This window comes from Armatimonadota bacterium, assembly GCA_018268395.1.
In the GTDB taxonomy this organism is placed as follows: Bacteria; Armatimonadota; Fimbriimonadia; order Fimbriimonadales; family Fimbriimonadaceae; genus JAEURO01.
Window position 1 is genome coordinate 569,880 of record JAFDWQ010000003.1, and the last position, 14,021, is coordinate 583,900.

General features: G+C 63.0%; 14 protein-coding genes. 5 read left to right on the forward strand and 9 right to left on the reverse strand.

Going from position 1 to position 14,021, the window contains the following annotated elements:
• Positions 1-88: 88 nt before the first annotated feature.
• On the forward strand, positions 89-1,387 hold the full coding sequence (locus tag JST30_08095) for an MFS transporter (protein ID MBS1714285.1): 1,299 nt from the start codon (positions 89-91) through the stop codon (positions 1,385-1,387).
• A gap of 27 nt (positions 1,388-1,414) precedes the next feature.
• Positions 1,415-2,104, forward strand: a complete 690-nt coding sequence (locus tag JST30_08100; protein MBS1714286.1) for a DUF4157 domain-containing protein — start codon at positions 1,415-1,417, stop codon at positions 2,102-2,104.
• A gap of 38 nt (positions 2,105-2,142) precedes the next feature.
• Here the strand turns inward: JST30_08100 and JST30_08105 are convergent, their stop codons facing one another.
• From JST30_08105 to JST30_08130, 6 genes are all read right to left on the reverse strand, one after another.
• On the reverse strand, positions 2,143-2,628 hold the full coding sequence (locus JST30_08105; GenBank protein MBS1714287.1) for a hypothetical protein: 486 nt from the start codon (positions 2,626-2,628) through the stop codon (positions 2,143-2,145).
• 104 nt (positions 2,629-2,732) lie between these two features.
• On the reverse strand, positions 2,733-3,584 hold the full coding sequence (locus tag JST30_08110; GenBank protein MBS1714288.1) for a GNAT family N-acetyltransferase: 852 nt from the start codon (positions 3,582-3,584) through the stop codon (positions 2,733-2,735).
• Between the two features lie 117 nt (positions 3,585-3,701).
• On the reverse strand, positions 3,702-4,790 hold the full coding sequence (gene hppD, locus JST30_08115) for a 4-hydroxyphenylpyruvate dioxygenase (GenBank protein ID MBS1714289.1): 1,089 nt from the start codon (positions 4,788-4,790) through the stop codon (positions 3,702-3,704).
• A 120-nt stretch (positions 4,791-4,910) separates the two neighbouring features.
• Positions 4,911-6,905, reverse strand: a complete 1,995-nt coding sequence (locus JST30_08120) for a hypothetical protein (protein ID MBS1714290.1) — start codon at positions 6,903-6,905, stop codon at positions 4,911-4,913.
• The gene (locus JST30_08125; protein ID MBS1714291.1) at positions 6,902-7,657 is read right to left on the reverse strand and encodes a protein phosphatase 2C domain-containing protein; all 756 of its coding nucleotides are present in this window, start codon (positions 7,655-7,657) and stop codon (positions 6,902-6,904) included. The genes JST30_08120 and JST30_08125 overlap by 4 nt, the downstream gene beginning before the upstream one ends.
• Positions 7,658-7,679: 22 nt before the next feature.
• Positions 7,680-8,351, reverse strand: coding sequence for a VWA domain-containing protein (locus tag JST30_08130; protein ID MBS1714292.1), 672 nt, complete (start codon positions 8,349-8,351; stop codon positions 7,680-7,682).
• Positions 8,352-8,490: 139 nt separating this feature from the next.
• On the opposite strand from JST30_08130, the gene JST30_08135 reads away from it, so the two are divergent.
• Together JST30_08135 and JST30_08140 are read left to right on the forward strand one after the other, a co-directional pair.
• Entirely contained in the window at positions 8,491-9,462 is a 972-nt protein-coding gene (locus tag JST30_08135; protein ID MBS1714293.1) for a hypothetical protein, read from the forward strand.
• The gene (locus tag JST30_08140; GenBank protein MBS1714294.1) at positions 9,459-10,325 is read left to right on the forward strand and encodes a hypothetical protein; all 867 of its coding nucleotides are present in this window, start codon (positions 9,459-9,461) and stop codon (positions 10,323-10,325) included. Before JST30_08135 ends, JST30_08140 begins: the two co-directional genes overlap by 4 nt.
• 62 nt (positions 10,326-10,387) lie before the next feature.
• On the opposite strand, the gene JST30_08145 is transcribed toward JST30_08140, so the two are convergent.
• Both JST30_08145 and galK read right to left on the reverse strand, forming a co-directional pair.
• Positions 10,388-10,618, reverse strand: a complete 231-nt coding sequence (locus JST30_08145; GenBank protein ID MBS1714295.1) for a helix-turn-helix transcriptional regulator — start codon at positions 10,616-10,618, stop codon at positions 10,388-10,390.
• A gap of 80 nt (positions 10,619-10,698) precedes the next feature.
• Positions 10,699-11,910, reverse strand: coding sequence for a galactokinase (galK, locus tag JST30_08150; GenBank protein MBS1714296.1), 1,212 nt, complete (start codon positions 11,908-11,910; stop codon positions 10,699-10,701).
• Between the two features lie 155 nt (positions 11,911-12,065).
• Between galK and JST30_08155 the strand changes: the two genes are divergently transcribed.
• Positions 12,066-13,454, forward strand: coding sequence for a Sapep family Mn(2+)-dependent dipeptidase (locus JST30_08155; protein ID MBS1714297.1), 1,389 nt, complete (start codon positions 12,066-12,068; stop codon positions 13,452-13,454).
• Here the strand turns inward: JST30_08155 and JST30_08160 are convergent.
• A complete protein-coding gene (locus JST30_08160) occupies positions 13,449-13,952 on the reverse strand; it encodes an inorganic diphosphatase (GenBank protein ID MBS1714298.1) in 504 nt (167 codons plus the stop codon). The genes JST30_08155 and JST30_08160 overlap by 6 nt on opposite strands.
• Positions 13,953-14,021 lie beyond the last annotated feature (69 nt).

Consider the following 14,021-nt stretch of genomic DNA (forward strand, 5'->3'; position numbering starts at 1 on the left):
TTCGGCAGGGCCGGGCGTCGTCTCAAAACTCCATCCTGTCTGCAACGGACGCCCGCCGCTTCCGATAGGGAATGATGGACGGAACCGCATGAGGACGTTCCTGACGGTTTGGGCAGGTCAGCTCGTTTCGTTGCTCGGTTCGGGACTGACCAATTTCGGTCTCGGCGTCTGGGTGTACCAGAAGACGGGCTCGGCCACGATGTTCGCGATGATCGGGGTCTTGGCCGTCCTTCCCGGACTTTTGGCAGCACCCCTCGCCGGCGTGATCGTAGACCGGACCGACAGGCGCCTGGTCATGCTCGCAGGCGACGTCGCTTGTGCTCTGGCCGTCGTTTTCGCCGCTGTCGCGGCCTGGTCCGGGACGATCCAGGTCTGGCACGTCATGGTGCTGGCGTTCGTCACTTCGACCGCGGCCGCCTTTCAAGTCCCGGCTTATGCAGCGGCCGTTTCGACCTTGGTGCCCAAAGAGCAGTTGGCCCGGACCGCGAGCATGATCCAAGCGGGCCAGGCGGTCGCCGACCTCGCGGCTCCGATCCTGGGCGGCCTGTTGTTCCTCCGCGTCGGTCTTCACGGCCTCATCTTCATCGACTTCGTAAGCTTCTTCGCTGCGATCGCGACCTTGATGTTCGTCCGCTTCCCAAAAATCGAACGGCCGGATGAAGGCACACCCGAAGCGTCATCGTTCAAGGCCGAGTTCAAGGAGGGCCTCGGGTTCATCCGTTCACGGCCCGGGCTCTTGATCCTGCTCGCCTATTTCGCGACCCTGAACTTCCTCCTTCCTATGGCCGGGGTCCTCTTCGCCCCGTTGATCCTGAGCATCGCCGGCCCGGACGGGTTTGGCACGGTCAGTTCCGTCTTGGGCGCAGGGATGCTGGCTGGAAGCTTGATCGTGGCGGCCAAGCCGCCGAAAGGGAATTCCGCCGTCCTGGTCGCCGTCGCCGGAATCGCGACGGGAGCGATGATCGCCGGCGTCGGGTTGCGACCGGACCTGCTCGTGATCGGGACGTTCGGGTTCCTCATGATGGCGACCGTTCCCCTCATGAACGGACCGAGCCAAGCGATCTGGCAGACCAAGGTTCCGCACGAACTGCAAGGTCGTGTCTTCTCCGTCCGTCGAATGATCGCGCAGGCGACCGTTCCGGTCGCGATGATCATTTCCGGGCCGCTCGTCGACCAGGTGGTCGGCCCCGCCATGATGCCCGGAGGGGCGTTGGCACCGGCCTTGGGCGGTTTTCTCGGGACCGGGCCTGGGCGAGGTGCCGGACTGGTCTTCGTGACCATGGGCGTTCTGACGGTGATGGCGTCACTCATAGCACTCGCCAGCCCGAAGTTCCGCAACGTCGAATCGGACCTTCCAGACGCCGTACCCGCGACGGCTGCGACGTAAGCCGGGACAACGGGGTACAAGCGGACGATGTCCGTCGCGCTGTCCCTTGTCGTCCTCGCGTCGTTACCGCGCCCCGGCGACGCCCCTTCAGACGATCTGCTCAAGTACGTCTATCCGTTAGCGCCTCGACTCGCCTGCCCTCCCGTCGAGACGGACACCCGGGACTTACCCGAGGCGGAAGACTGGGCAAGGGCGGCGAAGAGCCTGGTCGAGTCGTGGTATCCCGAAATCTGCTCCTTACTGTCGACTCAAGACTACAAGCCGCCGAAGAGGATCCGGCTCGTTTTCAAGAAGAAGATCTCGGCGCCGGCCTATGCGTCAGGAGGGACGATCACGATCAACGGTGAATGGATCGCGAAACACCCTGAAGACCTCGGAATGGTGGTCCATGAATTGACCCACGTCGTCCAGGCCTATCCCCGTTCGAGGACCGACACAGGCTGGCTCGTCGAAGGGATCGCCGATTATGTCCGATGGTGGCGCTATGAACCCGAGGCGCCACGTTCGAAGATCGATCCGGCCAAAGCCAAGTTCACGGACTCCTACCGGACGACGGCATGGTTCCTGGCCTGGGCTTCCCAGAAGTACGACCGCAGGCTCGTCCCTGACCTCGATCTGGCCCTGAGAAAGGCCGAAGATCCCTTGCCCGTCTTTTCAAAGCGGACAGGAAAGGACGTCGAATCGCTCTGGAAGGAGTTCATCGAAGGCCGAAAATGACGGCGGGTGCGGAGACCCGCACCCGACCGCCGCTCCTCTCAACCCATCCAGTGGACGTCGCCGTCGCCGTTCAAGGCTTGGATCAGGTTCAACTGACCGTCGTGGTACCAGATGTGGTTCACCGCGATCGTGGCGAGCATGAAGACCGTGGACTCCATCTGCCACGGCGCCATCACCGTCTTCGTCAACGTCGCTTCGTCCGCAGCGGACAGCGCCGCCGACAGTTCGTCGACCGCTTCGGTGAACGCGGCCACGACCTGGTCCTTCGTCGTCAGGCTCCGAAAGGCCTCGGAATCGCCTTCGCTCATCGTCGGGGTCTCGCCGCGCAAAACGCCCGACATCCACTTGCACATTCCGATCGCGTCGCCCGTCAGGACGTTCACCGGACGGGCGACCCCGCCCGAAGACTCGGTGATGGTCGCTTCAGGCATCGCGTTCAGGTCGGCGATGTACATTCCCTTCAGGCCGGCCAGCCACTGGACCAGGTTCTCTCTCGCGTCGATTCTCTCGGCAACGTTACTCATAAGAATAATCCTCCTCCCTATGATAGCTCGTAGGGAACCTGGAACGCAACAGGTGTCTACTAGTTCACCGATTCTTCACGTTCGAGTTTTCCACACTCGGCCCGTTACAGGTCCACCGCCATCTCGAACTGGCTGACCGACATCTCCCGGAACCCGGTCTTCTGGAAGAACCCTCGGGCGAGGTCGTCGGGGACGTCGACGGACGTGAAGATCCTCCGTCCCGGATAAACGGACGCTAGGCCTTCGATCAAACTCCGGCCGACGCCTTGGCCGCGGTGTTCTCGCGCGACCGCGACCTGCCAGAGCACCGCTCTCTCCGGACCGAGGTCGGAGACGAGCGACACCGCACGGCCGTCCAAGGTCCATGCTTCGACGGGCGGGGCCAACTGGGCGAGCGTCGTCGCTTGCAGGTTCCAGGGCAGGTCGGCCGGGCACAGGTCATGAAACCGTCTTACCGCTTCAGACGGGTCCAGAGGTTCCAAGCCGGACGGACCCGGCCGGCTTGGAACACCGTCCCGCTCCCACCCCACGATCCTTCGCGTCTTGCGCATTCCGACGGACTCGTAGAGGGCGATCGCGGGCGGGTTCTGTTCGATGACTTCCAACACCACGCGCTTTTCGCCTCTGGAGCGGGCTTCCAAGATCGCGGCCGACATCACGTGCTTGCCGACGCCCTGACCGCGACGGCGCCGGGCCACCGCCATTGCGGCGATGCGCGAGGTCCATCCCCTTCTTGCGACGAAGACGACCGCCGCCGGCCCCTCGTCGTCCAGCCAGACCGTGCTGGCTTCGACGTCGAGACTTTCGCGGCGAAACCTCCGCTCTGCCTGTGGGGCCGTCAACGTGAACGGCACGACATAGTCTTCGAAGCAGTGGTTCAGGGCCGCGCAGAGGTCGGTCGCCGACCAATCGATCGCGGGCGTCGGTCGAAGTCCTGAGTCCCGAAAGCCGGCCATATCCTCGGAATACCCGACTGACAGCGCCAGAGACTCCCTGAAGAAGGGGCCGTGTGAAAAACGCAAGGCCGCTCCAGAAGTGGAGCGGCCTTGCGGGCCTAGGGCGTCCGAACAGGTCTAGAGCGTGCCGCGAAGGGCCTGCTCGCGCTCGATCGATTCGAACAGCGCCTTGAAATTGCCCTTGCCGAAGCTCTGGGCGCCTTTCCGGTGGATGATCTCGTAGAACAAGGTCGGGCGGTCGGTGATGGGCTTTGTAAAGATCTGCAACAGATATCCCTCGTCGTCCCGGTCGACCAAGATTCCAAGGTCGGCGAGCACGTCGATGTCCTCCTCGATCGAACCCACGCGTTGCGGCAACATGTCGTAGTACGTCTTCGGCACCGAAAGGAAGTCCACGCCGCGCGCCCGGAGCCTCGAGACGGTGTAGACGATGTCGTCCGTCCTCAAAGCGACGTGCTGGCAACCCGGGCCGCCGAAGAACTCGAGGAACTCGTCGATCTGAGACTTCTTCTTGCCTTCGGCCGGCTCGTTGATCGGGAACTTGACCCGACCGTTGCCGTTGGACATGACCTTCGACATCAGCGCCGTGTACTCCGTGCTGATGTCTTTGTCGTCGAAACTGAGCATGTTGTGGAAACCGAGGACGTCCTCGTACCACTTGACCCAGGTGTTCATCTTGCCGAGCTCGACGTTCCCGACGCAATGGTCGATCTCGATGATGCCGATCCCGTCGCCCGGCTCGTTGCGTGCGGCGAACCCAGGCAGGAACGGCCCTTTGTACTTGTCGCGATTGATGAAACTGTGGACGGTGTCGCCGTACGTGCAGACCGCGGCCATGCGGACGCTTCCGAAGTCGTCTTCGATGGTGTACGGTTCGCGCCACGCTTTCGCGCCACGGTCGGTCGCCGTCTTGAACGCCCAATCGACGTCGTCCACCTCGAAGGCGATGTCCTGGACGAAGTCTCCGTGGTACGCGAGCTTTTCGGCCATCGGATGTCCGGGCCTGACAGGCGCGCTGAAACAGAGGGTGACGTCGTTCTGCTTTAACGCGTAGCCGACTTCGTCGCGGCTGCCCGTTTCAAGACCTTGATAGGCCGAAATGTTGAAGCCGAACGTCTGCTGATAGAAGTAGCTCGCTTGCCGCGCGTTGTTGACGTAGTGACGGACGTGGTCCACCCGTCGGATCGGAAAGGTGTCGGTGCTCATCGTTGGTTCCTTGCCTTCTGGTTGCACGCCCCAATTTCCCGGCGGGGGAATACGGTCGATCGGGCAACGAAGAGCCGGTCGTATTATGACAGACGTTTTTGCGGACCGCGACGATCCGCTTCAGGGCTTCGAGACGCGCAGGGTGGGCGTCTTAGGCCCGTGGTCGACATAGTACGTCCATGGCTTGTCGACCTTGATCAGTCCTGCCTTGACGTACGCGTGGAACCGGGGGGCGAGGGCTTCGTAACGGTCGAGCAGCGGTTGGACTTCGGTCGCCAGCTCCCGTTGCCGCGTCACGAGACGTTCCTTGAGTTCTTCAAGTTCGGCCGGGGCGCTCCGGAGCCGTTGTGCGAGCATCGCCTCCTCAGACCTGAGTTTTCGCTCCACGGCTTCGTTCTCCTCGTCGGTCAGCTCCTTTGCGCACGTCGAAAAGTAGTGTCCGCACAGCGTCGATTTCCAATCCAGAAGCCCCTTGCAGGTCCTGGCGTCGAGTCCGGCGACCTTGGCGAGCCGATGTTCGTCCAAGTCCGCAGCCGTGCGGATCTGGGCTGCGGCAAGGACAGGTCGGTTCTTTTCGGTGACCAGACCAGAAGAAACGACCGCGAACTTCGACAGGTAACCCTGGGTCTCTCCCGGCCGTCTGGCGAAGTAAACCTCGGATTGAAGAAGGGCCTCTCTTCCCGCGCGGTCGGCGAGCCGAGACCGGACGTCGGCGAGCTCTTGCATCTTCTCCGCATAGTTCGTCTGGGCGACGTCGCTCCACTCTGGCACGAGCGCGTTCAGTTCTTCGACCAGAGCCTTGAACTCTGGAGCCTTGGGAACCGGGAGGCCAGATTTCAATCGCCTTTGATGGCCATAAATGACCAGCCCGCATACCACAGCTATGACTGCGACGGATACCGCGACCCGCGCGATGCTCGATCCGCCAATGTTGAACATAAAGATCACACCTAGCAGGCTGGCCCAACGTTGATTTTCGAACCAGGCCAGTTTTGACGGGTGAGTCTCGTCGTAGTTCTGGAGGACCGGAGGCGGCACCAGGAACGGGGCTCGTACGGAAGCGACGTCCGCCCAAAGTGAGGTTACGTCCGGAGTCGGAGCGGACTTGCGTTCGCGGACATGCCGGCCGGAAGAGAAAAGAGGGACTTTCCACGCTTCCTCCAGGCGGCACCAAGGGCACCCGTCGGCACCGCTCCAGAACACGTGGCCCGATCGATCCGGGCACTCGGCCGTTTCGGCTTCGAGCCGCAGAAGCGCGTCGTACCATTCCAGCGCCGACGGACGGTCCGCGACGGACAGATCGAACGCCCTTTCGAACAACGCTCCGATCTCCGGTGGCAGCCACGATAGGTTCAAGCCCAGCGGTGGGCGGACAGGCACGTCGCGCCTTTGGGCCCAAGCGTAGTGGCCGGCGGCGATCCTTTCTTCGAGCGTGGCTTCGGAACCGTCCGAAGAGGCACCGGAAAACGGATGGCGTCCGAACACCAGCGTCTGAAAAAGGAGGACGGCCAGCGCGAACCTGTCGGACTCGATCGTCCTGGGAGCGTCGGCCATCGAACGGTCTTGCAGTTCGGGCGGAGTCAGCTCGCTCTTGCCCACCCGGCACGAGAACGCCCCGACTTGAAAGCTGTCGACGTCGATGATCCGGACCATGCCCCGCGCGTCGACAAGGACGTTGGATTCGTTCAAGTCTCCGATCACTAGACCGGCCTCGTGGACGTAATGGACGCACGTCGCCAGGTTGCGTGCAGCCCGCACGAGAAAGGTGAACGAGGCGCGGGGCAGGAGTCGCATCCTTGACCCCGACTGATAGACGCGGAACAGCGGCACCCACTCGTCGAGGAGCGCCATCTCGAAACCCACGATCGCGCCGTCCTCGTTCCGCAAGACCGATTGGGGCCAGGCGCCCGCTTGTCGGAGGCGGTCGCCGTCCAACGTGACGAGTTCCAAGAGCTTCGCCGCACGGTCGTCGTCCGGATGGCGGTACACCTTGGCCGCAAGCGACGGGCGGTCCGTGACCCGGTAGACGGCGCCCTCTCCCCCCTCTCCGAGAACGGGTCCGAGGCTCGCCGGACCGTCCTCTCGAAGGACATTGATCGAAATCGAAGGCGTCATGGGACGACCCTCGCGACGATCAAGGACGTGTCGTCATCGGTCCGGGTCGTGACTTGTGGCGAGGCCAGGACCGAGGCGAGCCACTCGCACGCCGGTCCGTCAGGCCCGGACTTGTCCGTGAGCCTGTCCGTTACCGATCGGAAGAACGGGTCGTGAGGCCGGCCGTCCTTTGGTGAGATGACGCTGTCCTGCAACCCGTCCGAGAGAAGCGTCACGCTTCTCACGCTTTCCCGGACTTTTGCTGTCGCAAGCCGGGACTCGGCGTCCGGCGACGTCACGAAGACGGTCTCGTTCACGTGCTCCGACCGCAGCGGCGCGACCGGTATGAAAAACCCGGCCCCGGTCTCTACGACGGCCGCACCGTCCCCGACTTGGACGACCAGACAACCGTGGGGCGTCGCGACGACCCCGACCAATGTACAGCTCAAGTCCGAGACCGAGGCATCGATCTGGACGGCCCGGGCTTCGACCTCTGCCAAGACCGACCGGAACAGGCTGAGCACGCGGCTCCGTCCTGCCAGGGTCGGCCGGTCGCCCAACAATCGGACGCCGGACAAGAACGCATCAACGACGGCTTCAGCACCGATGGCGCCGTACGGGGCCGACCCCGCTCCGTCGCTCACCACGGCGGCCAACAACGGACCCGACGATTCGGCCGCCGCACGGTCCTGGCCGCCCTCTTCTAGGCCGTGGACGGCCCCTTTTCTTACTGCCGTGGCAAAGCTCCAACCGGATGCCCGTGAGGCCCTCACGGACCTCTCGGCCCTGCGTCGTTCAAGGGACGGGATCGCCCCACTCCTCGATGGCCGGCAGGTTCGGCAAAGTGCCTGGCTCGCTCCTCGAAACGGGCTTGAGCGATCGCGAAAGCCATACGAACATCTCGCGATAATGGGCGTGGCGCAACCGGACCGGCCCCCTGGGGCGCCCCACTTCGGCCAAGACTTCAAAGTTGGCGTTGTCGGTGCCGATGGTGAACACTTCGATGCCTCCCCGGTCGGTTTCCGCATGGACTTGAGGAAGGGCCCGGCGCCAGAGGTCCGTAGGTGCGCCGTCCGTCACAAGCCAGATCCATGGCCGGTAGTACGGGATCCCTGCCTCCTGATAGGCTGATTTGCGGGCCTTGATCTGCTCGATCGCGAACATCAGGGCTTCGCCGAGAGGAGTGTTGCCAGAGGCGACCAGCTTCGGCGGCACCCATTGGTCGACGGTGACGAAGTCTTGGGCGAGCTCGACGGGCCCGAACGTCACGACGCAAAGTTCGACGCGTTGCGAGGCGAGGGCGTCGCGCCGAAGGTCGTCCCTGAGCTCGGTCAGCCCTTGGTTCACGACCGACATGAAGGGCGACATCGAGGACGACGTGTCCAACAAGAGGACGACGGGACAACGCCTCTCGGTATTGAGGAACATATCGTCTCCGAGAGGCTCGAGTTCTGGCCCGTTGGACATAACGTTCTTGATCAGAGTGTACACACGCTTTGAGCCGACCGTTCCTGCCAGGTTCCAAGGCCCATGCTTCGGATACGGACTCGAAAGGTCACGGAACTGTGAACCGAGATCGCCTCGGACGCGTTAGAATGGCTATCACATGATCAGCCTGATCGCCCTCCTCCTCTTGCCTGGTCAAGACGAAGTCGAACTCGCCAGGAAGATGACGACCGGAGAAAAACTGGACTATGAAGTCCGGTCGAACCTGATGGCCGAGATCAAGGCCGGAGACATGTCGTTCTTCCTTCCTCAAGAGTTCGACGTCAACTACAAGTTCTCGATGACCTTCGAGAACGCAAGGCCGGACGGGTTCGCGACCGTCCTGTACGAACGGCCGTCCATGACCCTCATCGACGGCGAGACGGCGGAACGACCCCCGAAACAGACCGTCGAGAAGATCGGCTGGAAGCTCAGACTGACGCTTTCGCCGATCAACGAGCTCACCGACGTGAAAGACCTCTCGGAGAAGAAGAAGGACGGCAAGGACGGAAAGGACGGAAAGGGCGGAAACGGCCAGCTCCGCGCCGTAGGTCGTCTGCCGCGATCGGTCCAGGACGGCGGAATCGGCCGCATGATCCAGGAACTCAACAGTTTGGCGATGTTCGTCGGCAACTTGGACTCTTCCCTCGACTTTTCGCCCAAGCTGCCGTTCGACTCCGTCCAACCTGGCGCGACCTGGAAGAAGACGGTCAGTTATCAGCCTCGGGAGATCAAGGGGACGGACAAGCAGGCCGTCCAGCGGCTCGACTATGTGTACACCTACGAGGGGCTGGCGGATTCGGGCGGCAAGAAGGTCCATCGGGTCACGGCCAAGCTCGATCTGGACACGGACGCGGCCAAGTTCATCAACCAGTCCATGGGGACGAAACCGGAAGAGAGCGGCCTGAAGGAGCTCCGCCTCCGGATGAAAGCGCTGCTGACCTTTGATCTGGACAAGGACAGCAAGGCCACGCTCAGGGCCGAAGGAGCTTCGGAAGGCGGTTTCGCGATCGTGACCACCGATCGGGACGAACCGGTCTATCAGGAAAAGATCAAGGGTCACACCACGCTCCGACTTCTCGAGAAGAAGTGACCCCGCTCCGCATCCGGTCCGAAGGTCTGGACGTGGCCCTTTCCGTCAATTGCGGCCAGGTCTTCCGTTGGACCGTTTCCGCCGACGGATCGTGCCTGGGTATGGACGGCGATCATTGGTGGCACGTCGCTCCCGGAGGTTCAGGGCACGTCGTCCAAGGGTCAGGCGGCGAGGCTGCGTTCGCCGGCCTGTTCCAGACGCGTTGCGACTGGGTCGCCCGACGGCGCAGGGTCTGGGAGGTCCTTCCCGAACTCAGGCCTGCGCTCGAGGCCCTACCCGGACTCAGACTCCTTCGGCCCTCCGATCCCGTCGAGGTGCTGTTCTGTTTCCTGTGCACGTCCAACAACCACCTGTCCCGGATCCGTGGGATGGTCGACAGGCTGTCCGAACGGGGGCCCTCCGTTTCCACTCCGTTCGGCACGTTGCACCGCTTCCCGGACCTAGAAACGATCGCAGGGTTGGAAGAGGCCGAACTGAGGCGCCAGGGTTTTGGCTACCGGGCGGCCACGATCCCCCGGGCGGCACGGCAGGCTCTGGATCGGGGCGGAGCCGACTGGCTCCGGGGCCTGAAGGAAAGGCCTCACGCAGAGGCACGCACGGCCCTCATGGAACTGGCCGGTGTCGGGCCGAAACTGGCCGATTGCGTCTGCCTCTTCGGCCTGGGCCAAGACCGGAGCGTTCCGGTCGACACCCACGTCTGGCAGGTGGCTGTCCGGACGTTCTTCCCGGAATGGAGGGGCAAGTCCCTGACGTCCTCACGGTACGAGGCCGTGGCCGGTCTCTTCCAGGACCGTCTTGGGGACGACGCCGGTTGGGCCCACCAGTTCTGCTTCTACGGGAACGTCGTCGGAGCCTTCGCCTAAACGGAAAACGGCTCCTCACCCTTGCGGGATCGGAGCCGTCGAACACACTGGAGCCGGTCCGCTTAGGACTCGCCTTGCGTGTGACCGAAGAACGGTTCGAACGGGATAAGGCCGAGGCGCGTCGCCGCGCGGAGGGCCTGTACCCTGTTGTTCACCTGCAACTTCTGATAGATGTTGGCCAGATGGAAGTCCACCGTTCGTTTGGACACGACCATGCGGTCGGCCGCTTCTTGGCTACTATGGCCCTGAGCGATAAGGCTCAGTACCTTGACCTCCGTCGGTGTGAGCCTCACACCGCGGGGTGATTCGCTAGATCTACTCGTTCCTGGCATTGCCATTTCCCATCCCTCGCTTCGGTTTGTCTTGCCGCCTGTCAATCTCTTTCCATGTCTGATGGCGGTTTTGAGATGGTCTGTCCGGAATTCCCAAGAAATTCCTGACGAAAGGTCAAGTCAGTTACGGTCCGTGCCCCGTCGGCGGCCTCCGTTACAAGGAACGACGGCTCAAACCCGGGCACTTCGGCACGGTATCGGGCTTCAGTGTCGGAAAGGAAGGCCGGGACGGACCCGGTCCGGACCAGGGCCACGCACGCCCCTCCGAACCCGGCTCCCGTCATCCGAGCCCCGATGCACCCTTCCGACCGTACGGCTGCCTCGACCATGCTGTCTAGTTCGATGCAACTCACTTCGTAATTGTTCCGCAAGTTCATTTGAGATTCAGACATCAGGTCGCCGAGGTGTCTTAGATCCCCTGATCCGAGCGCTTTGGCGAACTCGAGGCACCGCTGGTTCTCGGTCACGACGTGGAGCGCTCTACGGAGAATGACGCCGGGCAGGCTCTGGCTGTTCTCCGCAAGGAGGTTCGGCGTCGCCTCTCTGAGGCTCGGAATCCCGAGCAGGCGGGCGGCCTCGGTACATTCGGCACGCCTCTCGTTGTACTTGGACCCTGCGAGTTCCCGGCTCTTACCCGTATGACAGACCACGATGGACACCCCTTCCGGTAAGGGCCGGTAGTCCGTTTCTAGGCTCCTGGTGTCCAAGAGCAAGGCGTGGCCACGTCGGCCCAGCGCGCTCGCCGTCTGGTCCATCACGCCGCAAGCCATGCCTACGAACCCGTTTTCGGCGCGCTGGCACTTCAGGGCGAGCTCTTGGGGCGGAATCCCGAAACCCTCCAGAGAGTTCCAAGAACAAGCGAACGCGAGTTCGATCGCTGCACTGCTGCTCAGTCCCGATCCCGTCGGAAGGTCGCTCAAGACCACGGCCCGGACGTCGGGCACGGTCCCGGCGTCGGAGAGGCTCCACGCGACGCCGGCAGGATAGGCGCCCCAACCCGTAACGCTCCCCGGAGTCAGGCTGTCGGACGTGAAGCGGACCGGTCCGCCCGCCTCCTCCGACCAGAGTTCCGACGACCCGTCACATCGAGACATCGCGACCCAAACCCCTCGGTCGATCGCAGCCGGGAACACGAACCCGTCGTTATAGTCGGTGTGCTCGCCGATCAGGTTCACACGTCCGGGGGCGAACGAGACGACTTCGGGTTCTACGTGAAACTTTTCCCTGAAAGACCTGACAGCATCAAAATACATGGAAACCAGACCCAAGTTTAGCCGGGATTCTGGTATCCGTGACAGGGGCAGGCCGAGGGGATAGCGGAACGATCACTTTGGCAGGCCCGGGGCCCACCGCCGCCACTAGGGTCCCGGCCTGTCCGACCTCCGACCGAAAGGTACGCTCCTGCCCCATGGACGAGGCCGTAAGCCGCCTGCGCGGATGGCTCCAAGAGCACGAGGCGGAACTTCTCAGCGACTATCGGGCGCTCCTTCAGATTCCCAGCATCGAGTCCGATCCTGAGCCCGACGCTCCGTTCGGCCAGGCTAACCGGGACGCTCTGGACTTTATGCTCGGTCTGGCCCAAAAGTCCGGTATGACCACGAAGGACGTCGACGGCTACTGCGGTTGGGCCGAATTCGGATCGGGCGAGAGGATGGTCATGTCGCTCGGCCATGTCGACGTCGTTCCGGTCGGGCCAGGCTGGAAGCACGGACCTTTCGGCGCCGAGATCGACGATGGGTACGTGTACGCCCGAGGCGCCGTCGACGACAAGGGCCCGACCATCGCTTCGTTCTACGCGTGCCGGGCCCTGCAAGCCTGCTTCCCGAACCTCGACTGCCGGATCCGGAGCGTCTTCGGGTGCAACGAGGAGTCCGGGTTCAAGTGCGTCCATCGTTATATGGAAACCGAGGAGACACCGACGTTCGGGGTCGCTCCGGACTCGGGATGGCCCTGCATCCACGGTGAAAAGGGGATCGCGAACTTCGAAATCGGCTTTCCGCTCGTGAAAGGCGGACTGTCTTTGGTCGAGGTCGACGGGGGGCAGAGGCCGAACATCGTCGTCGACTCCTGTCGGGCTACCGCCTTGGTCGCGCCCGGATCCCGGCCCCATGTGGAAGGCAAAGTCGCCGACGCTTGGGACAGGAACGTGACGGCGACGTGGGACGGTGATCGGCTCCTGATCGAGGCCGTCGGGAAGGCCGCCCATGGGGCGTACCCGTTCGGCGGCGACAACGCCGCCGTGCGCGTGTTCCGCTTCCTCAAAGAGATCGCCCCGTTGCCGGAACAGAAAGCCTACGAGCAGCTGGCCGAAATCGGACACTACGCCGGGGACGGCCTCGGTATCGCAGGTTCCGACGAACAGAGCGGCTCTCTGACGGCCAACCTTGGGATCGTCCGTACGGAAGGCGACCGCCTGCGCCTGACCGTCAACGTCCGCTATCCCGTCACGTGGAACGGCAACGACCTCAAGGCCGCCTGCGAAGCCCATCTCGCCAAGCTCGTGCCCGGCTTCACGGTACTGGCGTTCTCAGATTCGCCCCCCCTCTACTTTCCCATCGACCATCCATTGGTCCAAACGGTGTGCTCTGTTTACAGAGCGGAGACTGGGGACGACAAGAAGCCGGGCACGATGGGGGGTGGCACCTATGCGCGGGCGGTACCGAACACGGTCAGTATCGGAACCGGCTGGGACGGAGACGGGGACGCCCACGAAACAGATGAACGGTGTGCGATCGAGAGCCTGTACAAGATGAGCCGGATCTACGCTCACCTGTTTTACAGGCTTGCGACCCTATAACCGGTAGCTGGAAATGATCCGCCAGGCTTCCTCGCGGTCTTTCCATCCCAGGATTTCGACTTCTTTGTTCTCTAGGGCTTTGTAGACTTCGAAGAAGTGGACGATCTCGGCCAACGTATGCGGGTTCATGTCCTTCATCGTGAAGCGCTGGTTGAACCGGGGGTCTTTCGTCGCGATACACAGGATCTTCTCGTCGGGTTGGCCGCCGTCGCGCATTTCGAGGACGCCGACGGGCCTTGCGTCCACGACGACTCCGGGGAACGTCGGGCGCGAGATCAAGACAAGGGCGTCGACCGGGTCTCCGTCGAGGTACTTGGTCTGAGGGATGAACCCATAGTCCGCCGGATAGTGGAGCGGCGAATACAGCACCCGATCGAGCCGCATGACGCCCAGTTCGGGATCCATTTCGTACTTGTTCTGGCTGAGGCGGGGGATCTCGATGATCACGTTCACCTCGTCTGGCGACTTGGGCCCGGTCGGGACTTCGAGCAGACTCACGGTCGGAGGGTACCGTCCGGCCCGGCCTCCCGGCGGGGCCAAGCGTCAGGCGTACTGAGACCTTTTCCT

Bases quoted from the DNA above. Each gene is read 5' to 3' on its own strand.
- JST30_08095 (MBS1714285.1), top strand. From the start codon at position 89: ATGAGGACGTTCCTGACGGTTTGGGCAGGTCAGCTCGTTTCGTTGCTC.
- JST30_08100 (MBS1714286.1), top strand. From the start codon at position 1,415: ATGTCCGTCGCGCTGTCCCTTGTCGTCCTCGCGTCGTTACCGCGCCCC.
- JST30_08105 (MBS1714287.1), bottom strand. From the start codon at position 2,628: ATGAGTAACGTTGCCGAGAGAATCGACGCGAGAGAGAACCTGGTCCAG.
- JST30_08110 (MBS1714288.1), bottom strand. From the start codon at position 3,584: ATGGCCGGCTTTCGGGACTCAGGACTTCGACCGACGCCCGCGATCGAT.
- hppD (MBS1714289.1), bottom strand. From the start codon at position 4,790: ATGAGCACCGACACCTTTCCGATCCGACGGGTGGACCACGTCCGTCAC.
- JST30_08120 (MBS1714290.1), bottom strand. From the start codon at position 6,905: ATGACGCCTTCGATTTCGATCAATGTCCTTCGAGAGGACGGTCCGGCG.
- JST30_08130 (MBS1714292.1), bottom strand. From the start codon at position 8,351: ATGTCCAACGGGCCAGAACTCGAGCCTCTCGGAGACGATATGTTCCTC.
- JST30_08135 (MBS1714293.1), top strand. From the start codon at position 8,491: ATGATCAGCCTGATCGCCCTCCTCCTCTTGCCTGGTCAAGACGAAGTC.
- galK (MBS1714296.1), bottom strand. From the start codon at position 11,910: ATGTATTTTGATGCTGTCAGGTCTTTCAGGGAAAAGTTTCACGTAGAA.
- JST30_08155 (MBS1714297.1), top strand. From the start codon at position 12,066: ATGGACGAGGCCGTAAGCCGCCTGCGCGGATGGCTCCAAGAGCACGAG.